This is a genomic window from Nucisporomicrobium flavum, assembly GCF_016464385.1.
Lineage (GTDB): Bacteria > Actinomycetota > Actinomycetes > Mycobacteriales > Micromonosporaceae > Actinoplanes > Actinoplanes flavus_A.
Map to the genome: position 1 here is coordinate 65423 of NZ_JADMLH010000013.1, position 19646 is coordinate 85068.

The 19646-nt window shown below is 72.7% G+C and carries 18 protein-coding genes; 8 read left to right on the forward strand and 10 right to left on the reverse strand.

Annotation, left to right across the window (positions count from 1 at the left end; translation table 11 throughout):
- Positions 1–2 precede the first annotated feature (2 nt).
- The 4 genes from IT780_RS27645 to IT780_RS27660 form a co-directional block, all read right to left on the reverse strand.
- Positions 3–1520, reverse strand: coding sequence for a sulfatase family protein (locus tag IT780_RS27645; protein WP_199514710.1), 1518 nt, complete (start codon positions 1518–1520; stop codon positions 3–5).
- A gap of 26 nt (positions 1521–1546) precedes the next feature.
- The gene (locus tag IT780_RS27650) at positions 1547–2242 is read right to left on the reverse strand and encodes a beta/alpha barrel domain-containing protein (RefSeq protein ID WP_199514711.1); all 696 of its coding nucleotides are present in this window, start codon (positions 2240–2242) and stop codon (positions 1547–1549) included.
- A gap of 28 nt (positions 2243–2270) precedes the next feature.
- Complete coding sequence (locus IT780_RS27655; protein ID WP_199514712.1) at positions 2271–2741, reverse strand: hypothetical protein; 471 nt, start codon at positions 2739–2741, stop codon at positions 2271–2273.
- Between the two features lie 191 nt (positions 2742–2932).
- Positions 2933–3817 carry an NAD(P)-dependent oxidoreductase gene (locus tag IT780_RS27660; RefSeq protein ID WP_307831418.1) on the reverse strand — a complete coding sequence of 295 codons (885 nt, stop codon included), beginning with the start codon at positions 3815–3817 and terminating at the stop codon, positions 2933–2935.
- A 58-nt stretch (positions 3818–3875) separates the two neighbouring features.
- Here IT780_RS27660 and IT780_RS43250 point away from each other — a divergent pair, with 58 nt between their 5' ends.
- A complete protein-coding gene (locus IT780_RS43250; protein WP_199514713.1) occupies positions 3876–4220 on the forward strand; it encodes a MerR family transcriptional regulator in 345 nt (114 codons plus the stop codon).
- Here IT780_RS43250 and IT780_RS27670 read toward each other — a convergent pair.
- Genes IT780_RS27670 through IT780_RS27680 form a run of 3 tightly spaced genes read right to left on the reverse strand, consistent with a single transcriptional unit; the run spans position 4207 to position 7113 of the window.
- Entirely contained in the window at positions 4207–5178 is a 972-nt protein-coding gene (locus tag IT780_RS27670) for an NAD-dependent epimerase/dehydratase family protein (protein ID WP_199514714.1), read from the reverse strand. The genes IT780_RS43250 and IT780_RS27670 overlap by 14 nt on opposite strands.
- The gene (locus IT780_RS27675) at positions 5175–5612 is read right to left on the reverse strand and encodes a MerR family transcriptional regulator (protein ID WP_199514715.1); all 438 of its coding nucleotides are present in this window, start codon (positions 5610–5612) and stop codon (positions 5175–5177) included. Before IT780_RS27675 ends, IT780_RS27670 begins: the two co-directional genes overlap by 4 nt.
- A gap of 40 nt (positions 5613–5652) precedes the next feature.
- Complete coding sequence (locus tag IT780_RS27680) at positions 5653–7113, reverse strand: aldehyde dehydrogenase family protein (protein ID WP_199514716.1); 1461 nt, start codon at positions 7111–7113, stop codon at positions 5653–5655.
- A 161-nt stretch (positions 7114–7274) separates the two neighbouring features.
- Between IT780_RS27680 and IT780_RS43255 the strand changes: the two genes are divergently transcribed.
- Positions 7275–8894 carry a methyl-accepting chemotaxis protein gene (locus IT780_RS43255; RefSeq protein WP_199514717.1) on the forward strand — a complete coding sequence of 540 codons (1620 nt, stop codon included), beginning with the start codon at positions 7275–7277 and terminating at the stop codon, positions 8892–8894.
- Between the two features lie 4 nt (positions 8895–8898).
- Here the strand turns inward: IT780_RS43255 and IT780_RS27690 are convergent, their stop codons facing one another.
- Positions 8899–9975: a HAMP domain-containing sensor histidine kinase gene (locus IT780_RS27690; protein ID WP_199514718.1), complete on the reverse strand. Its 1077-nt coding sequence runs from the start codon at positions 9973–9975 to the stop codon at positions 8899–8901.
- Positions 9976–10054: 79 nt separating this feature from the next.
- Between IT780_RS27690 and IT780_RS27695 the strand changes: the two genes are divergently transcribed.
- Complete coding sequence (locus IT780_RS27695; protein ID WP_199514719.1) at positions 10055–10933, forward strand: aminoglycoside phosphotransferase family protein; 879 nt, start codon at positions 10055–10057, stop codon at positions 10931–10933.
- A 3-nt stretch (positions 10934–10936) separates the two neighbouring features.
- Here the strand turns inward: IT780_RS27695 and IT780_RS27700 are convergent, their stop codons facing one another.
- Together IT780_RS27700 and IT780_RS27705 are read right to left on the reverse strand one after the other, a co-directional pair.
- Positions 10937–12715, reverse strand: a complete 1779-nt coding sequence (locus IT780_RS27700) for a carbohydrate-binding module family 20 domain-containing protein (RefSeq protein WP_199514720.1) — start codon at positions 12713–12715, stop codon at positions 10937–10939.
- 253 nt (positions 12716–12968) lie between these two features.
- Positions 12969–14036 carry a LacI family DNA-binding transcriptional regulator gene (locus tag IT780_RS27705; protein ID WP_199514721.1) on the reverse strand — a complete coding sequence of 356 codons (1068 nt, stop codon included), beginning with the start codon at positions 14034–14036 and terminating at the stop codon, positions 12969–12971.
- A 167-nt stretch (positions 14037–14203) separates the two neighbouring features.
- Between IT780_RS27705 and IT780_RS27710 the strand changes: the two genes are divergently transcribed.
- From IT780_RS27710 to IT780_RS27730, 5 genes are all read left to right on the forward strand, one after another.
- Positions 14204–15445, forward strand: coding sequence for a sugar ABC transporter substrate-binding protein (locus IT780_RS27710; RefSeq protein ID WP_199514722.1), 1242 nt, complete (start codon positions 14204–14206; stop codon positions 15443–15445).
- Positions 15442–17037, forward strand: coding sequence for an ABC transporter permease subunit (locus IT780_RS27715; RefSeq protein ID WP_199514723.1), 1596 nt, complete (start codon positions 15442–15444; stop codon positions 17035–17037). Before IT780_RS27710 ends, IT780_RS27715 begins: the two co-directional genes overlap by 4 nt.
- An 83-nt stretch (positions 17038–17120) precedes the next feature.
- Positions 17121–17963, forward strand: coding sequence for a sugar ABC transporter permease (locus tag IT780_RS27720; protein ID WP_199514724.1), 843 nt, complete (start codon positions 17121–17123; stop codon positions 17961–17963).
- A 63-nt stretch (positions 17964–18026) separates the two neighbouring features.
- Positions 18027–18782 (forward strand): ZIP family metal transporter, encoded by a 756-nt coding sequence (locus IT780_RS27725; RefSeq protein ID WP_199514725.1) that lies wholly within the window; start codon positions 18027–18029, stop codon positions 18780–18782.
- A 377-nt stretch (positions 18783–19159) separates the two neighbouring features.
- Positions 19160–19564 carry a hypothetical protein gene (locus IT780_RS27730; protein WP_199514726.1) on the forward strand — a complete coding sequence of 135 codons (405 nt, stop codon included), beginning with the start codon at positions 19160–19162 and terminating at the stop codon, positions 19562–19564.
- Positions 19565–19646: the final 82 nt, after the last annotated feature.

A 19646-nucleotide genomic window follows, 5' to 3' on the forward strand; every position in this document is an offset into this window, starting at 1 on the left:
GCTCAGCCGGCACGGTCCGCGACCTGGCACGCCGCGCCGCCGTGGCAGGTGGTCAGGCCCTTGAGGGCCGCGTGCAGGGCCGCGGCCCGGGCCGGCGACAACCGCCCGGCGACATTGCGCAGCTGGTACGGGTCCGACGCCCGGTTGTAGAACTCGCGGCCGCCGTCGGCGTACTCGACGTACGTGTACGTCGCCGTCCGCAGCGCGGCGTAGTCCGGCGGGTTACCGCTGAGCCGCGACGGGCTGTCCGGGTCGCGGGGATCCGGGTCGGGGTGGTGGTGCTCGACGAGCGCCGCCTTGCGCCACGGCACCGGCCCGGCACCCGCGAGCAGCGGCACGAAGCTGCGACCGTCCACGTCGGCCGGTACGGACGCGCCCGCCAGCTCGCCGAAGGTGGGCCGCAGGTCGATGTTCGTCACCGGCTCCCGCACCACCCGCCCGGCGGGCACGCCCGGCCCGGAAACGACCAGCGGCACCCGCACGTCGGTGTCGAACGCCGTCTGCTTGCCCGGAGCCAGCCTGTACTCGCCGAGGTGGTAGCCGTTGTCCGAGGTGAACACGAGCATCGTGGACCCGGCCACCCCGGCCGCGGAAAGGCTCCGCTGCAGCGACGCCACCATCCGGTCGACCGCCTGCACGGCCTGCACCCGCTGGCGGAAGATGACGTCCAGCCACCCGCGCTGCTGCGCGCCGAGCGGCGCCCGCCCGGCCAGCCACGCCGGGGCGTCGCTGGGCAGAGCCTCGAAGGCCGGGCTGCGCGGCGCGGTCAGCCCGGGAAAGGCTCGCGCATCCCGCGGGGCCGGCGTGTACGGCGAGTGCGGCGCGTACGTCGCCACCTCCACCAGGAACGGCGTACGGGCGGCAGCGGCGTCCCGGATGAACGCGGACGCCTTCGCGCCGACCACGTCGGTCAGGTAGTCAGCCGGTGCGGTGCCGTAGTGACGTACCTGCCCGTTCTCGTTGAGGTCATAGTCGAAGTTGCGGTACGCGTTCCCGCCGGCATGCCAGTCGGTCCAGCCCGGGGGGACGAACCGGCCCTTCGGCTGGTACTCGTTCAGATACTTGCCGAAGAAGGCCGTCCGATACCCGGCAGCCTGCAGATCCGTGGCGAACGTCGACTTCTCCAGGCCCTTGCGGTGGAACAGCCGGAACCCGCCGTCCGCGCCGTGGTTGGTGAAGATCCCGGTGTTGTGCGGAAACTTCCCGGTCAACATGGAGGCCCGCGACGGGCAGCACAGCGAATCGGTCACCGTGTAGTTGGCGAAGCTCGCACCGCGCCGCTGCATCGCCAGGACGTGCGGCATGTACCGCACGAGGTTCATGGACAGGTCGTCGGTCAGCACCAGAACGATGTTGGGCCGCCCGGCCGCCGGCGTCGTCGTCACCGCCCCCGCCGCGGCCGGCGTCGCTGCGCCCGACGACGGCGTGACCGGCCCCGGGCCGGACCGCGAGGTGCACCCGCCGGCCAGGCCGAGCACGGCCACGACGGCCAGCACGCCGACCCGATACCGAAGACCCATGCATCGGACATTACGGCCTGAAGATCTCATCGTCGAACAGAACGACCCGGAGCCCCCCGAGGCGCGGCGGCCCGCACCACGTCAAGAGCATCGGAGTACGAGTGGAACCGCACATCGCCCCGTCGCGCCTGGCCACCCAGCGTCAACGCGATCCCGCGTACGGCCGGCAGCGCCGCCATGATTTCCGCGACATTGCCCGGCGTGAAGTCCAGGCCCACGAGCAACGGCCGCTCCCGCGCCAGCGCGTCGAGATCGCCGACCTGGAACTCCTCGTCGAACTCGGGCGCCTTGTCCCGCAGGAACGTCCACGAATCGCGATACTCGGGCAGCACGTCGGCGCGGAACAGCGCGGCGTTGAGGCCGGGCGTGTCGGCGTACGCACTGAAGACCCACCCGGGATCGTCGTCGTGCGAGATCTCGATGCCGCCGTAGAGGATGCCCACGCCTGCCTCGTCCAGCGCGGCCCGTACGCCGGCAGGCGGGATCGCCCCGGTGATCGGCTGCACCCTCCGGGCGCCGACGGCGGACACGGTCCGCAGAATCCGGCCGGGATCGCCGGACAGCTCCATCGCGGCGACCAGGGTGGCCCGCTGCAGCGTCCTCGCGATCCGGGCGGCGTTCTCGGCAGTGACCGTGCGCTCGTCGAAGAAGCGAGGGTCGGGGGCCAGAGAGACGCCGACCAGATCGGCCCCGGCCCGTTCCAGCTCGGCCGCCTCAGCCACCGACCCAGCGCGATCTACGAAGATCAGCTCATTCGTCATACCGAACGACATTCCCGCCCAGTTCCTCAGCTCCCCGGAAGTCCCGGGGGATCACCCACGTCTTGCCGGCCGTATTCGTCGAGATCTTCCAGTATGGCGACCCGTCGGGGGTGTGGCGGCCCCCGCCGGGATGGACCTGGATGTTGGTGATCTCGGGATGTCCCTCGACGCGCACCTGCACGGCGTGGCCCGAGGTGCCCTTTTTGCGGCTCTGCTCGACGGTCGCCCGGTATCCGGCCGTGGTGAACTGATCGGCGATGTCCTGCGCCGACCGCCCAGCGACGGACGTGGGATGGCCAGTGATGTTGTCGACGAATGACCGGGCGGAAGCCGCCTCCGGGCCTGCCGAGGTCGGGCCGGCCGGCTCGTCGCCCGGCAGCCGCGAAGGGTGCGTGCCGGTGTCGCCGGTCGGCCGTCCCCGGCGGGCCGACGCGGCGGCCATCTCCTGTGCGGACGCCACACTTCCGGCGTCGCCACCGTGCGGCCTTCCCGGACGGCCCGACGGCGAGTCGCCGTAGCTCTCCCCGTCACCGTGGCCGGTGCCGTGCGGTCTGGATCGAGCCAAGAAGCTTCGCCTACCTCTTCACGTCCAGCGAAAGACCTCGATGGGCCAAGGGTAGCGACGTCGGCCGTGTGCGGCGGCCCGCACCCTCACGAGATCGACTCGCTCTCCCGGGTGAGCAGGTGGGTGAGGCGGGCGTAGTTGTCGCCGCCGTGACCTGCAGCGACCGCGCGGTCCAGCAGCGCCTGCACCGCCCGCAGCGCCGCCGTGTCGAGGCCGCGGGCGGTTGCCGCCGCGCGGACGTGGGTCACCGCCGATGCCGCCGAGGCGATGCTGGAGATGTCGGCGGGGAAGGTGCCGGCCTCGAGGTGGCCGGCGAACCGGTCGGCCATGCCGGGCAGCAGGCCGCCGATGGCCCGGGCGTACGCGGCGAAGGCGGCCGGTGCGATGCCCTCCGCGGTGGCCAGGGCGTACGCGTGCGCCAGCCCGCCGACGGACATGGTGAACAGATCGAGCAGGGCCATCTCGTACGCGGCCGCGGCGCCGGCGTCGTCGCCGACGTGGGTGCTGGTGCCGCCGAAGCAGGCGAGCACCGCCCTGTACCGGTCGTACAGGGCGCGCGGGCCGCTGTACAGGATGGTCGCGGCCGGTGTGCCGATTGTCGGCGCCGGGGTCAGGATGGCGCCGTCGAGGTAGTCGGTGCCGTGCTGCGCGGCCCAGGATGCCATGGCGCGGGCCTCGGCGGCGGGGCCGCTGCCGAGGTTGACGAGGGTCGCCGGCGGGTTGCCGGCCGGGGCGGCGACGGTGGCCCGGAGCGCCTCGTAGTCGATCAGGCAGGTGATGACGAGCCGGGCCCGGTCCGCGGCCTCGGCGGCGGTGGGCGCGAGCGTCGCGCCCTGCGCCACGAGCGGGGCGGCCTTGTCCGGGGTGCGGTTCCACACCACGGTCGGATGGCCGGCGGCGAGTGCGGCGGTGGCGAGGGCGCGGCCCATCGGGCCCAGCCCCAGGACGGCGAGGGGGAGAAGGTCGGTCACGAGCCGACCGTAAACGTTCACGTTGACGTGAAGGTCAAGCCATTGGTGTGCTGTCCCCGTGCGGATCAGCGAACTGGCTCGTCAGGCGGGGACCACCCCCAGAGCGTTGCGCTACTACGAGGAGCAGGGCCTGCTGCGGCCCGCCCGGCTCGCGAGCGGGTACCGCCACTACGACGAGCAGGCGCTGCGCACCGTACGGCACATCCAGCTGCTGCTGTCCGCCGGCCTGAGCACCGCGGCGATCGCCGAGATCCTGCCCTGCATCCCGGACGACACGACGGTGCTGGCGCCCACCTGCCCCGAGCTGCTGGACGCCCTGGGCGAGGAACACGCCCGGATCACGCGGGCCGTCGAAGGGCTCCTCGCGGCCCGCACGATCCTGGAGCGGCTCATGCGGGGCTGACTCCCGGACCGGTCAGCAGGCTCTCGGCCGTCTCGACGATCGTGGTCTCGGCGGGGCGCGGCCGCCAGCCCAGCGCCTTGGCCCGGTCGTTGTGGATGACCAGGTCCGGCGGCTCGTCGCCGGGGAGCTCGCGGTCGGGCATGCGGTCCGCGAGCGGCCCGAGACGGCGGCGCAGCGTGCGGGCCACGTCGAGGAAGCTGAGCGTCGGACCGTCGGCGAGCGCGAGGAAGCGCCGGCCCGCGGCCTCCGGGGCGGCCATGACCCGCAGGTGCAGGTCGGCCACGTCGCGGGCGTCGGCGATGCCGAAGCGCTGCCGGGGTACGGCCGGCATCGTCCCGTCCAGCATCGCCTTGATCAGCTGGACCGAGGACCGTACGCGCGGGGCCAGGGCCGGCCCGAGAATGAAGGTCGGGTTGACAACCGTCAGTTCGGTGCCGCCGCCGTCGCGTCGCATCAGCTCCCAGGCGGCGAGCTCGGCGATCGCCTTGGAACGCGGGTACGGCGCCAGCCCCGGCGTGTCCGGATCGGTCCAGTCGTCCTCGGTGTAGTCGGCGGTGGGCTTCGGGGTGTAGCCGACCGCCGCGAACGACGAGGTCAGCACCACCCGGCGGGCTCCCGCGTCACGGGCGGCGCGCAGGACCCGCAGGGTGCCGTCGCGGGCGGGGACGATCAGCTCGTCGGGGTCGTCGGGCTGCACGGCCGGGATGGGGGAGGCGACGTGGTGCACCTCCGCGCAGCCCCGCACCGCCTCGGCCCAGCCGTCGTCGCTGGTCAGGTCCGCGAAGGCGAACTCCAGGCCGGTGTCGTCGGCGTCGCCGCGGCGCACCGCGGCCCGGACGTCCGCCTCGCCCGCCGCCGAGCGGATGACCGCGCGGACCGGGCGGCCGGCCCGCAGCAGCGCGGCGATCAGGTGGGTGCCGAGGTAGCCGGAGCCGCCGGTGACCAGGACGGGGCTCATCGCGCCACCGCCAGGCCCTCGAACGCGCCCGCGAGCTGCCGCATCGCGTCGGCCTCCGCCTGCTCGTCGCCGCGGTCCCGGGCGTCCCACATCGCCGCCTTCGCGCGCAGGTAGCCGAGCCGGGCGCGCTGGGCCTCGATCTCGGCCTCGATCCGGCCGGCGTGGCGCAGCAGCAGGTCGCGCTGCTCGCCCGCGGCCGCGCGGCCCCGCCCGCGGTTGGCCTGGTACGAGCGCATGTCCTCGATGCCCATGCCGACGGCGCGCAGGCAGGCCAGGATCTCGAGCTCGTCGAGGTCGCGGATGCCGTACCGGCGGTGGCCGTGGCGCTCGTCGCGCTCGATCGGGCCGAGCAGCCCGATCTCCTCGTAGTAGCGCAGGGTGGGTTCGGTGAGCCCGGTACGCCGGGCCGCCTCCTGGATGGTGAACACGTCCATGCGACGAGCCTGGCACCCCTCAAGCGCTTGAGGGCAAGCCTCAGATCGGGAACTGCTTGGGCCGCTGCTGCACCGTGATCCACCGCAGGTCGGTGAACGCCTCCACGCCCGCGCGCCCGCCGAAGCGGCCGTACCCGGAGTCGCCGAGGCCGCCGAAGGGCGCGATGGGGTCGTCGTCGACGGACTGGTCGTTGACGTGGGCGATGCCGGTGCGCAGCCGCCGCGCCACGGCGAGGCCACGGGTGACGTCGCGGGTGACGATGCCGGCGGTCAGGCCGTACGGGCTGTCGTTGGCGACCGCCACGGCCTCGTCCTCGCCGGCCACGGGCAGCACCGTGCAGACCGGCCCGAAGATCTCCTCGGTGTGGATGCGCATGTCCGGGGTGACCCCGGTCAGCACGGTGGCGGGGTAGTGGGCGCCGTCCGGTGCGCCGCCGCCGGAGAGCACCCGCGCGCCGGCCGCGGCGGCGTCGTCGACCAGGCCGGCCACGCGCCGGGCCGCGTCCGCGCTGATGAGCGGGCCGATCACCGTGTGCGGGTCGGTGGGGTCGCCGCCGGGCAGTGTCTTCGCCTTCTCGGCGAGGCGGGCGGCGAACTCGTCGGCGAGCGTACGGTCGACCAGCACCCGGTCGGCGGACATGCAGATCTGGCCCGAGTTGAGGTACGCGCCGAACGCCACGGCGTCCACGGCGTACTCGAGGTCGGCGTCGTCGAGCACGAGGATCGAGTTCTTGCCGCCGAGCTCGAGGACGGCGGGGGTGAGGTGGCGGGCGGCGAGCTCGCCGATGCGCCGGCCGATCTTCGTGGAGCCGGTGAAGTTGACCCGGCGTACGCGGGGGTCGGCGATGAGGGTCTCGGCGATGCGTGCCGCGTCGGCCGGGTCGTTGGTCAGCACGTTGAGCGCGCCAGGCGGCAGGCCTGCGTCGCGCAGCACGTCGGCGATGAACAGCGCGCAGGTCAGCGGCGCCTCCTCGCTGGCCTTCACCACGACGGTGTTGCCGCCGGCCAGAGGCGCAGCGACGGCGCGGGTGCCGAGAATGAGCGGCGCGTTCCACGGCGCGAAGGCTGCCACCACGCCGGCGGGCTGGCGGACGGCCAGCGACAGCACGTCCGGGTTGTCCGAGGCGAGCACCTCGCCGATCGGCAGGGTGGTGGCCGCGGCGGCCTCGCGCAGCATCGCCGCGGCCAGGCCAGCGTTGAACATCGACCAGCCGAAGGCGCCGCCGGTCTCGCCGGCCATCAGCGCCGCGGCGTCGGCGGCGCGTTCCTCGAGCAGGTCGGCGGCCCGGGAGAGCACCCGGCGCCGCTGCGTCGGCGGCGTGGCCGACCATGCCGGGAACGCCGCGGACGCGGCATCGACGGCGCGGGTCACGTCCGCCGGGGATGCGGCGGCGACCTCGGCGAACACGTGGCCCGTGTGCGGGTTCAGATCCTCGGTGGTACGTCCGTCCGCCGCGGGAACCTCGTCGCCGCCGATGAGCAGGGACCGGTTGACCGACACGCCGCCACCTCCCAAAGTTCGGCATGCGAACACATGTTCGCGCCGTAACGTGGCGGAAACGCTAGCCCCGGTCCCGCGAAAGGTCAACGGAGGCTCAAGAAGCCGCCCGGTGGGCCGATACGTACATCGAGGACGAACACGACGGACGTCGAGGTGGAGCGGTGACTGCAGGACTCAGGCGCGTACGGATCAGCACCCGTCTCGTGGCGGCCATGGGCATCCTGCTCACCCTGCTCGGTGCGGTGGTCGTCATCGGGCTGTCCGCGATCGCGAACCAGGCGCGGGCGACCGGTACGGTCGCCGACTACCAGCGCACCACCCGCCTCGCCATGCAGGTCAAGTTCCGTTCCGGCGACTTCAACGGCTGGCAGACCGCGTACGCCTTCGACGTGAGCCGCGGCGTGACCGGCGCGGCCGACGACACGGCCGAGGCGCGCCGTTCCTTCCTCGCCTCCGCCACCGCGTTCCGCACGGAGCTCGCGGCGTTGCGCGGCGGGCGCCTCAGCGCTGCCGAGCGGCGGTACGCCGACCGCATCGAGACCGCGTTCCAGCAGTTCATGGACCTGGACAAGCAGATCGTCGAGAACTACCGCTCCGGCGTCGCCGGGCAGCTCGCGCGGGCCGACCAGCTCGTCGCGGTGGACGAGATCAAGATCTTCAACGGGATCGCCGCCGACGTCGACACGCTGGTCGCCTCGGTGGATGCGGACGCGGCGGCAGCCACACGCGACGCCGACGCCGCGTCGGACAACGCCTCGGCGGTCATGGTGGTCGTGGGCGTCCTGACCGTCCTGATCGGCGCGCTCATGGCGGCCGTGCTGATCCGCTCGATCATCCGGCCGCTCCGCACGCTCAACACCCGGCTCGCGGAGATCGCCGACGGCGACGGCGACCTGACCCAGCGGATCGCCGACACCGGACGGGACGAGATCACCCGGGCGGCCGGCGGGTTCAACCGCTTCGCCGACCGGATGCAGCAGCTGGTGGCCGCGGTCGCCGCCAAGGCCCGGGAAGTCTCCGTGGCCGCCGCCGAGCTGAGCGTGGTGAGCACGCAGCTCGCCGGGGGAGCGGAGCAGACCAGCGCGCAGGCCGGTGCGGTGAGCGCCAGCGCCGAGGAGGTCTCCGCCATCGTGTCGTCGCTGGCCGCGTCGGCCGACGAGATGAACGCCTCCATCGAGGAGATCGCGCGCAGCGCCACCCGAGCCAGCGACATCGCCCGCGGCGGGGTCCGTGCCGCCGGCGAGGCCGACGAGTCGGTCGCCCGGCTGGCCGAGTCGTCCGCCGAGATCCAGACCGTGGTCAAGCTGATCACCGACATCGCCCACCAGACGAACCTGCTGGCGCTGAACGCCACGATCGAGGCGGCCCGTGCGGGCGAGACCGGCCGCGGCTTCGCCGTGGTGGCCGACGAGGTCAAGCAGCTCGCGCAGCAGACCGCCGAAGCCACCGAGGAGATCGCCGGGAAGGTCGAGGCCATCCGCTCGGGCAGCGGTGCCGCCGCCGCGGCGATCGGCCGGATCTCCGAGGTGGTCACCGAGATCAGCGACACCCAGACGACGATCGCGTCGGCCATCGAGGAGCAGACGGCCACCACGCAGGAGATGTCGCGCAACGTCGGCGAGACCGCGACCGGCGCAGGCGAGATCGCCTCGACGATCGTCGGGGTGGCGGAGACCGCGGAGCAGGCCAGCGCGGGCGCGAAGAGCACCCAGGACACGGCCCGCAGCCTCGCCGCCGCCTCGGGCGAGCTCACCGAGCTGGTGTCCACCTTCCGCTACTGAGACGTCAGAACGGCGGCAGGTCGACCGAGACCCGCAGGCCGCCGTCCGGGCCCGGTTCGGCCGCGATGGTGCCGTGGTGCGCCTGGACCACGGACCGGGCGATCGCGAGGCCCAGCCCGGCGCCGCCGCTGTGGTCGATGCGGTCCGAGCCCAGGCGCTTGAACGGCTCGAACAGCCCGGGCACCGCCTCGGCCGGCACCGGCGACCCGGTATTGACGACGGCCAGCGCGGGCGAGCCGCCGACCGTGACGTGCAGCGTGCCGCCCGGCCGGTTGTACTTGATCCCGTTCTGCACGAGGTTGGTGATCAGCCGCTCCAGCAGGACCTCGTCGCCCGGGACCTCGCGCGGCCGCAGCTCGGCGGTGACGGTCACGCCGGCCTTCTTCGCCTGCTCCTCGTACGCGGCCAGCACCCCGCCGGCGATCCGCTCGAGGGGCTGCGGCGTGCTGCCGATGCGCGCCTGGTCCACCTCGGTCAGCACGAGCAGGCCCTCGATGAGCCGTTCGTTGCGTTCGTTGGCGCGTAGCAGCTGCGCGGTGAGCAGGGACAACTGATCCTCAGTGAGCGTCCCGGACATGCCCACCTCGATCAGCGTGCGCTGCACGGCGAGCGGCGTCCGCAGCTCGTGCGAGGCGTTGGCGGCGAAGCGGCGCTGGCCCTCGTACCCGGCCACGATGCGGTCCATCATCGTGTTCAGCGCGCCGGACAGCGCGGCGAGCTCGTCGCGCCGGCCGCCGCCCGTGACGCGCAGGCCGAGGTTCTGGGGTCCGACCTGGGCGATCACCGGCACCATGTCGCGCACCGGGCGCAGGCTCCAGCCGGCGAGGGCGCGGGCGCCGGCCACCAGCACCACCAGGAGCAGGGCGTACACGATCGCGCGGAGCTTCCAGCTGGCGTCGCCCTGGATCTGGTTGCAGGGCTCGATCGAGGCGGGCAGGAACGCCAGCGCGCAGCCCGGGCCCTGGTCGATCCAGTGCAGGACGTCCCACGCGTACGCGGAGGCCAGGAACCCGAGCGTGAGCAGCGCGAACCAGCCGAGCAGGAGGCGCGCCCGCAGGTTGCGCCGCAGCACGTGGGTCATCCGCGGGAGTCTGTCAGGCGGGGGCAAATTCGGTGGACGCCGGCGTGGCCGCGGCCCGAAGATCGCCGGGATGCCTGCCATGAGAATGCACGCCGACGAGGTCGCCACCGACGAGACGCTCGTACGCCGCCTGCTCGCCGCACAGTTCCCGCAGTGGGCCGGTCTGCCCGCGCGGCTGGTGCCGTCGTACGGGACCGACCACGACGTCTACCGGCTCGGCGCCGACCTGGCGGTACGCCTGCCCCGGATCGGCTGGGCCGCGCAGCAGGCCGCCCGGGAGGCGAGGTGGCTGCCCTGGCTCGCGCCGCAGGTGCCGCTGGCGCTGCCCGAGCCGGTCGGGCTGGGCGAGCCGCAGGACGACTACCCGTTCCCGTGGTCGGTGTGTACCTGGCTGCCGGGGGAGAACGCCGACGGCACCCTCGACGACCTCGACCGGGCCGCCGCGGATCTGGCGGGCTTCGTCCGGGCGATGCGCCGCCTCGACCCGGCCCTCGCGCCGGACGACATGCGCCGCGACCTGCCCGGACCTCAGTCCGGCGACGAGGACGTCCGCCGCTCGATCGCGCAGCTCGGCGACCGCATCGACGGGCCGGCCACGCTGCGCTCGTGGGAGGAGACCATGGAGGCCGCGCCGCACGACGGGCCCGGCGCGTGGGTCCACGGCGACCTGCTGCCGGGCAACGTGCTGGTCACCGGCGGCAGGATAACCGCGGCCATCGACTTCGGCGGCCTGAGCGTGCGTGACCCGGCCCGCGACCTGCTGGCCGCCTGGACGATCCTGGACCGGGCGAGCCGCGAACGGTACCGCGAGGAGCTGGAGGCGGACGACGCGTCGTGGCTGCGAGGCCGGGGCTGGGCCCTGCGACAGGCGGTGGGCGCGCTGCCGTACTACTGGGACACCAACCCCGGCATGGTCCGCATGGCCACCCGCGAGCTCCGCGAGGTGCTCATCGGCTGACGGTCACCGCCAGGTGTCGCTCCACGTCGCGCTGCACGGGGAGGCCGACGGCGTGGTCCGCGTACGGTTCGGGTCGCTCTCCCAGACCACCGTGGACCCCTCCTTCTTGATGTACTTGTACTGCACCGCCGTGCCGCCCGGCAGCGACACCGTCGCCTTCCACACCGGGTACGACGCGGAGGACAGCGCGACCGCGTTCGCCGGGTCCCAGTTGCCCAGGGCCGCCGTGTTGCCGGTGACGAAGACGTTCTGGCCCCAGGTCGTGGTGGCGTTCGCCTCGAAGGCCACGGGGGCGGTGCTGCAACCGGTGGTGCCGCCGCTGCCCTTGGCGTTGATGTGCAGGGCCAGCGCCGAGTTCGCCGCCACCGTCGCGGTCACCTGGCCGCCGGAGTTCACCGTGTACGCCGGCCCGGTGCACGAGCCGTTCGCCGCGTCGCCCGCCATGACGTCGCAGTACGTGCCCGCCGGCAGCGACGTCTGGAACGTCCGGGTCAGCGCCGAGCCGGAGCGGTTGAACGCCACGTACGCCGCGCTGCCGCGCCCGAACGCGATCTGGTTGGACCCGTTGCTCCACCAGTTGCTGACCGCGGCGCCCGCGGCCGTGTTGCGCAGCGCCACCATGTTGGCCGTGGTCCGCGCACGGTGCTCGCACTGCCAGCCGTTGCCGCAGCTCACCGCGGTGGTGGTGCCGTTGCTCGAGGCGGGCGGGCCGGCGTCGTTGTTCGAGAAGGTGAAGCTCGACATGACCTGCGGGACGCCGTACGGGAACGCGATCATGAACGCCTCGGCGAGCGCGTACGAGGTGCCGTCCTTGTAGGTCAGCTTCGCGCGGCCGTTGCGCTGGGTGTCGTGGTTGTCCACGAACGCCACGGCATCGCCGGAGCCCAGCCGCATCTGGCCGGCAAGGTTGGTGAGGTTCGACAGGTTGCCGTCCTTGAACGCGCCGCCCACCACGTCGCCGTAGCGGAACTCCGTGACGTCGCCGATGCCCGCGTACTCCTCGGGCGCGGGCTCGCCGGAGCCGCCCTCGATGACCTCGGAGAACACGTACGGGTCACCGGCGACGGGGTCGACGACCGCGGCCAGGTCGGCGGCGGGCAGGTGCTTGGCCGCGTCCACCCGGAACCCGTCCACGCCCAGCGACACCAGGTCGTCCAGGTACGCGGTGAGCTTGCCGCGCACGTACGAGGACTCGGTCTTGAGATCCGACAGGTCGACCAGCTCGCAGTTCTGGACCTCCCAGCGGTCGCCCCAGTTCACGATGTCATCGTTGCCGTTGCGCCCGCAGTGGTGGAAGTCGCCGCTGCCGTACGGCACAGCCGGGTACGCGTACTGCGAGTACGTGGAGCCGCCGCTGCCGGTGCCGGTGGAGGCGCCGCCGGCCATGTGGTTGACGACCGCGTCGACGTAGATCTTGACGCCCGCGGCGTGGCACGTCCTGACCATGTTCGCGAACGCCGTGCGGTCGCCGCGCCGGGTGGTGAGCTGGTAGCTGACCGGCTGGTAGTCCTGCCACCACGGATAGCCGCTGCCCGGCAGCACGACGTGTTCCTGCGGCGGCGACACCTGCACGCCGCCGAAGCCCTTGGGGCCGAGCACGCCGGTGCACTCGCTCGCGACCGAGGCCCAGGGCCATTCGAAGAGGTGGACGATGACGTCCTTGGCGCCGGGCGAGGCGGTGGACGCCTCGGCCTGGTCGCGTGTGTGGACGGCGCCGACGGCTACCAGGCCGGCGGCGAGGACGGCGGTCGCTGCGGTGGCGACGACCTGACGGACACGCATGGGAAGCCTCCGGGGACGCGGGGGAGGGGTGTGAAACTTCTTGCGCAAGTCCGAGGAAAGTTAGCAGCGTGTTTCGTCACGGTAAAGAGAAGCGCCTCGATGCGGCGGGGAGAAATGCCCGAGTTACCCGGTTCTCCTTGCAGAAACGGCCGACCGTCGTGCGGCGTGTCGCCGCGAAAGTGCAGCCAGCGGCCCGGGCTCCCGCCGCGAAGGCCCGCAACAACTTTCAGAAGATCAACTTAACAAGTACGACTCAAGCCGCGGAAAACTTCATACTTTCCGGCCCGACGGACTCCGGCCCGCGGTCCGAGCGGTTGATCGCCGTCGAGCCGCGCACCACGAGCTCGGGCGGGAACACGTACTCCGAGCGCGGCGCGCCATGGCCGTTGATCTCGTCCACCAGCTGGCGGATGGCCGCGTTGCCCATCGCCGCCACCGGCTGGCGCAGCGTGGTCAGCGGCGGGTCGGTGAACGCGATCAGCGGCGAGTCGTCGAACCCGACCACCGACACGTCCCGCGGGACGCTCAGGCCCCGCCGCCGGGCCGCCCGGATCGCGCCCAGCGCCATCAGGTCCGAGCCGCACACGATGCCGGTGACGCCGCGTGCCAGCAGCTGGCCCGCGGCCACCTCGCCACCCTCCACCCCGAACAGCGTCAGCGCGACGAGCTCGTCCAGGTCGCGGTCGCGCACGCCCAGCTCGCGGCGCATCGCCGTACGGTATCCGTCGAGCTTGCGCTGCACGTTGAGGAAGCGGTCCGGGCCGGAGATGAAACCGATGCGCCGGTGCCCCAGCGCGACCAGGTGGTTGACCGCGAGCTCGCCGGCCAGCCGGTCGTCGCAGGAGATGAACGGGGCGTCCAGCCCGTCGGCGAAGCCGTTGATCAGCACGATCGGCAGCGGCCGGTCCACCAGGCGGCGGTAGCGGTCGTGGTCGGCGGTGGTGTCGGCGTGCAGGCCGGAGACGAACACGATGCCGGAGACCTGGCGGTCGAGCAGCATCTCGACGTACTCGTCCTCGGTCACGCCGCCCGGGGTCTGGGTGCACAGCACGGGCGTGAAGCCGGACTGCGACAGCGCGGACTCGATGGTCTGCGCGAACGCCGGGAAGATCGGGTTCTCCAGCTCCGGCACGATCAGGCCGACCAGGCCCGCGCTGCGTTTGCGCAGCCTTTCCGGGCGTTCGTAGCCGAGGACGTCGAGGGCCGTCAGCACCGCCTGGCGGGTGTCGGCGGACACGCCGGGCCGGTCGTTGAGCACCCGCGACACCGTCGCCTCGCTGACCTCGGCCTGGCGCGCGATGTCGGAGAGTCGTGCGCGCATGGGCGTCACTGTAGACCCTGGAACTTCTTGCGGACGGCTTGCAAGCTCTTCCATTCATCGAAACGTCTTGCTAACGTCCCGGCAACGTACTGACGCCTCTCCGGCCCCTCTCTTCCCACACCCTCTCTGTGCAGCGGGCCGCTTCGTGCTGCCCGATAGGAGTAGAAATGCGCACTAAAGCCATAGCCGCGATCGCCCTGATCGCCCTTGCCGCCGGCTGCAGCAGCAGCGGCGGCGACAAGCCCGGCCCCGGCAGCTCCGCACCGGCGGCGGGCGGCAAGCTCGTCATCTGGGGCGACGACAAGCGCGCCGCCGCGCTCAAGCCCTTCGCCGAGCGGTTCGGCCAGGAGAACGGCGTCACCGTCGAGGTCCAGGCCATCTCCAAGGACCAGCAGACCACCTTCGTCACCGCCTCCCAGCAGGGCAGCGGACCGGACGTGATGGTCGGCGCCCACGACTGGATCGGCAACCTGGTGCAGAACGGCGCCGTCGACCCGGTCCAGCTCACCGCCGCCCAGCAGGAGGGCATCGCCCCGAACGCGCTCAAGGCCGTCACCTTCAACGGCCAGGTGTACGGCGTCCCGTACGCCACCGAGAACCTCGCGCTGATCCGCAACACCAAGCTCGCGCCCGACGCCCCGGCCACCGTGGAGGACCTCGTCGCCACCGGCAGGAAGCTGCGGTCGCAGAAGAAGGCGAGCGAGATCCTCTGCCTGCAGGTCGGGCAGAACGGCGACGCGTACCACCTGTACCCGTTCTTCACCTCGGCGGGCGGCTACCTGTTCGGCCGGACCGCGGCCGGCGACTACGACCCCAAGGATCTCGGCGTCGGCAAGCCCGCCTCGATCGCGGCCTTCGAGAAGATCCGCAAGCTCGGCGAGAAGGGCGACGGCGCGCTGAAGCGCTCCATCACCGTCGAGAACTCGATCGCCACCTTCACCGCGGGCAAGTGCGCGTACCTCGTCTCCGGGCCGTGGGCGGTCACCGACGTCAAGAAAGCCAAGATGGCGTACGACGTGAGCCCCGTACCCGGCTTCGCGGGCGGCAAGCCGGCCCAGCCGTTCCTCGGCGTGCAGACCTTCTACGTGGCGGCCAAGGGCAAGAACAAGGCGCTCGCGCAGGAGTTCGTCACCAACTACGTGACCGCCCCGGAACTGGCCGTCGCCCTGTACGAGGCCGAGCCGCGTCCGCCGGCGCTCACCGCCGCGTTCGACCAGGTCAAGGGCACCGACCCGGACCTCGCCAAGTTCGTCGACGCCGGGAAGAACGCCGTGCCGCTGCCCGCCGTACCCGAGATGGCCACGATCTGGGACCCGTTCGGCAAGGCCGAGTCCGCCGTCATCGGCGGTGCCGACCCGAAGACCGCCCTGTCCGCCGCCGCCAAGACCATCTCGAGCCAGATCAAGTGAAGACCGCTCTCCTCGAGCGGGAAACCGCCCCGGCCGTGGCCCCGCGTGGGCCGCGCCGGGGCGGCGCCCGCGGCCGCCTCCTCACCGTCCTGCTGCTCGGGCCGGTCGCCGCGATCGCCCTCTGGGCAGCGTTCCCGCTGCTGGAACAGGGCCACTGGATCGCCCTCGGCGTCCTGGCCGCCGCCACCGCGGGACTCTTCTACCTCTACCTGAGCCCGCGCCACGTGCCGGCCAAGTACCTCGTGCCCGGCACGCTCTTCCTCCTGATCTTCCAGCTCTTCCCGGTCCTCTACACCGCGTCCACGGCCTTCACGAACTTCAGCGACGGCCACCGCGGCGACAAGCGGGACGCCGTCGTGGCGATCCAGACCGCCTCGGTCACCCGGGTGCCCGGCTCGGCGGAGTACGTCCTCACGGTGGCCACCACCGGCGACCCGGCGACCGGGCCGCTCAGCTTCCTCGTCACCGACCCGGCGACCGGGCGGGTGTCCGCCGGGACCGCCGGCGGCCTGCGGACCCTGCCGCCCGGCGAGGTCACCGTGAACCCGGCCGGCCGGGTCACCGCCGCCGCGGGCTACACCGTGCTGACCGGCGGGCAGGCCGCCGCCCGCGGCCGGGAGATCACCGGCCTGGTGGTGCCCACCGCCGGCGGTGCGATCCGCTCCCAGGGCCTGACCCGGGCGTACGAGGGCCGGGCCGGGCGCGCGTACGACGAGGGTTGCGACTGCATCCGCGAGGCGGCCACCGGCAAGACCTGGACCGCCGACGACGGCCGGGGCGCGTTCATCGCCGCCGACGGCGAACGGCTGGCGCAGGGCTGGCGGGTCGGCGTCGGCCTCGCGAACTTCACCCGGCTGATCACCGACCCGGCGATCTCCGGGCCGTTCGCCCGTACGCTCATCTGGAACTTGATCTTCGCCCTGGCCTCGACCGGCGGGACGTTCGTGCTCGGGCTCGGCTGCGCGCTCGCCCTGCACTCGCCCCGGATGCGCGGACGCGCGCTCTACCGGACGCTGCTGGTGCTGCCGTACGCGATGCCGTCGTTCGCCATGCTGCTGGTCTGGCGGGACATGTTCAACACCGACTTCGGCCTGATCAACAACCTGTCCGGCCTCGGCGTCGACTGGTTCGGCGGCGCCACGTCCGCCCGGATCGCGGTGATCCTCGTGCAGCTGTGGCTGGGGTACCCGTACATGTTCCTGGTCGCCACGGGCGCGCTGCAGGCCATCCCGGCGGAGCTCAGCGAGGCGTCGAAGCTGGACGGCGCCGGCCCGTGGCAGTCGCTGCGCCGGGTCACGCTGCCGCTGCTGCTGGTCGCGCTGACCCCGCTGCTGATCTCCTCGTTCGCGTTCAACTTCAACAACTTCAACGCGATCTACCTGACCACCGACGGCGCCCCGTTCGCCGCTGACAACCCGGCCAACGGCGCGACCGACCTGCTGATCACGTACACGTACCGGCTGGCCTTCGGCGGCTCGGGGGCCCAGTACGGCTTCGCCGCCGCGGTCTCGGTGTTCATCTTCGTCATCGTCGCGGTGATCTCGGTGGTCAGCTTCCGCCGTACCCGCCGGCAGGAAGAGGTCTATTCATGACCGACTGCACCGAGCCACGCCCAGGGTGGGCGGGCGACGGCCGTGGCGGTGAGGGCCAGGAGGGCATGAAAATGAGGCTCAGCATGAGGTGGTTCTCCGCCGTGGGGTGGCGGCACGGGGTGGCCGTCGTCGCGCTGCTGTTCTCGCTTTTCCCGATCGTCTTCGTCGTGTCCGCGGCGCTGAACCCGCTGGGCACGCTCTCGTCGACCACCGTTCTGCCGCGCGGCGCCTCGTTCGGCAACTTCTCGCGGCTGCTCACGGAGACGCCGTTCCCGCACTGGTTTCTCAACTCCGTGCTGATCGCCGGGGTGTCGGCCGCCGCGTCGGTGTTCCTGTCGGCGCTGGCCGCGTACGCCTTCAGCCGCCTGCGGTTCCGCGGCCGGCGACCCGGCCTCCTGGCCCTCCTGCTGATCCAGATGTTCCCGCAGTTCCTCGCGATCGTGGCGATCTTCCTGATGTTCTCCACGATCACCGAGCTGTGGCCGCCGATCGGCTTCAACCGGTCCTGGGGCCTCATCCTGCTCTACCTGGGCGGGGCGCTCGGCGTGAACACGTGGCTGATGAAGGGCTTCTTCGACACCGTGCCCCGCGAGCTCGACGAGTCCGCCACGATGGACGGCGCCTCGCACGCCCAGACGTTCTTCCGGATCCTGCTGCCGCTGGTCGCCCCGATCCTGGCGGTGTCCGGCATGCTCGCGTTCATCGGCACGATCAACGAGTTCCTCATCGCCAACGTGTTCCTCACCGACACCGGCGCCAAGACCCTCCCGGTCGGCATGTACGGCCTCGTCGCCGGCGAACGCAACAGCAACTTCGGCATGTTCTGCGCGGGTACGCTGCTGACCGCCGTACCGACCGTGCTGGTCTTCCAGGTGTTGCAGCGTGCGATCGTGACCGGGCTGACCGCGGGAGCCGTGAAGGGCTGAAATCGCCGGATCTGGGCATTGCAGCGGTCACGACGTCAGCGCGGAGCGCGGGAGGCTGAGGCAATGCCGGAGTGGTTGCAGGCCGGGGGATGGGGGCTGCTGGCGGGGTCCGCCCTGCTGGTGGGGGCCGCGGTGGGGTTCCTCGCGCCCGTGCCCCGGCATGTGGTCGCCTCGATCATGGGCTTCGGGGCCGGCGTCCTGCTCTCCGCGGTCTCCTTCGAGCTGATCTCCGAGGCCAACGAGAAGGGCGGCCTGGTCCCGACCGTGCTCGGCGCCTCCGGCGGCGCGATCGCCTACACCGGCTGCAACGTCATCCTGGCCCGCCGCGGCGCCCGGCACCGCAAGCGGTCCGGCGATCAGCAGCCCTCCGAGGAGGAACAGGGCGGCTCCGGCACCGCCCTCGCGCTGGGTGCCCTGCTCGACGGCATCCCGGAATCCATCGTGATCGGCACCAGCCTGCTCGGCGGGGGAGCGGTCGGCGCGGTGACCGTCGCCGCGGTCTTCATCAGCAACGTGCCGGAAGGGCTGTCCAGCGCGGCCGGCATGCGCAACGCCGGCCGCAGCGCCCGCTACGTCTTCGGCCTCTGGACGGGAATCGCGGTGATCAGTGGGCTGGCGGCGGTCGCCGGCTACACGCTGCTGGGCGGCGCGCCGGCCGCCGTTCTCGCCGCGGTGACGGCGGTGGCGGCGGGCGCGATCCTGGCCATGGTCGCCGACACGATGATCCCCGAGGCGTTCGAGAACGCGCACCTGCTGATCGGGCTGGTCACCGTGGCGGGGTTCCTGGTCGCCTTCGCGCTCTCCAGCTCGGGCGGCTGAAGCTCCTCCGGCTCGCGGGGCATCTCCGGGCGGCCGGGGCAGCGCGGACGGGGTCCGGACCAGTACCCTGACGCGGCTCCGCCGTCCGTGCCCGATCCCCGAGGTGAGTCGTGTCCTACCCCCAGCAGCCCCCGCCCCCGTTGCCGTACGGCGCGCCCCCGCCGGCCGCGCCCTATCCCGGGCAGGGCTGGCATGCATCGGCTCCCGCCGCCGACCCCTACGCCGGCGCGCCCTCCTCGCCCGCGCCGTATGCATCGGCCCCCTACGCGCCGGCCTCCGGCTCCTACGCGCCGGCCTCCGCCCCCTACGCGCCGGCGCCTGCCCCGTATGCGCCGGCGCCCGGGCCGGGAGCGGGGTCGGCCGCGGGCTACGGGGCGATGACGGTCACGGCCTGCCGGATGTGCGGCAGCGTGCCCGCGGCGGCCGCCACCTTCCGCGGCCACCAGGGCTTCATCATCGTGATGCGCTTCCTCAGCCTGGAGGGCCCGTTCTGCCGCGACTGCGGGCTGGCGACCTTCCGCCGGATGACCTCGCGCACGCTGGTGCAGGGCTGGTACGGCTGGGCGTCGTTCATCATCACGCCGATCACCGTGCTCATCAACCTCGTCCGCCGGGGCCGGGTGGCGAACCTCGGCGCGCCGCAGCCGAACCCGTTCGGGCCGAGCCGCCCGCCGATGGACCCGGGCCCGCGCCTGCTCCAGCGGCCGATGACGATCATCGGCCTGGCCGTACCGTTCGCGCTGGTCGTCCTGATCGCCCTGCTGGCGTCCCAATCGTCCTGACCGCCCGCCGGGCCCGGGGAAACGCCGGGTCCGGGGAAACGCCGGGCCGGGGACTCCCGGCCCGGGGACTCCCGGCCCGGGT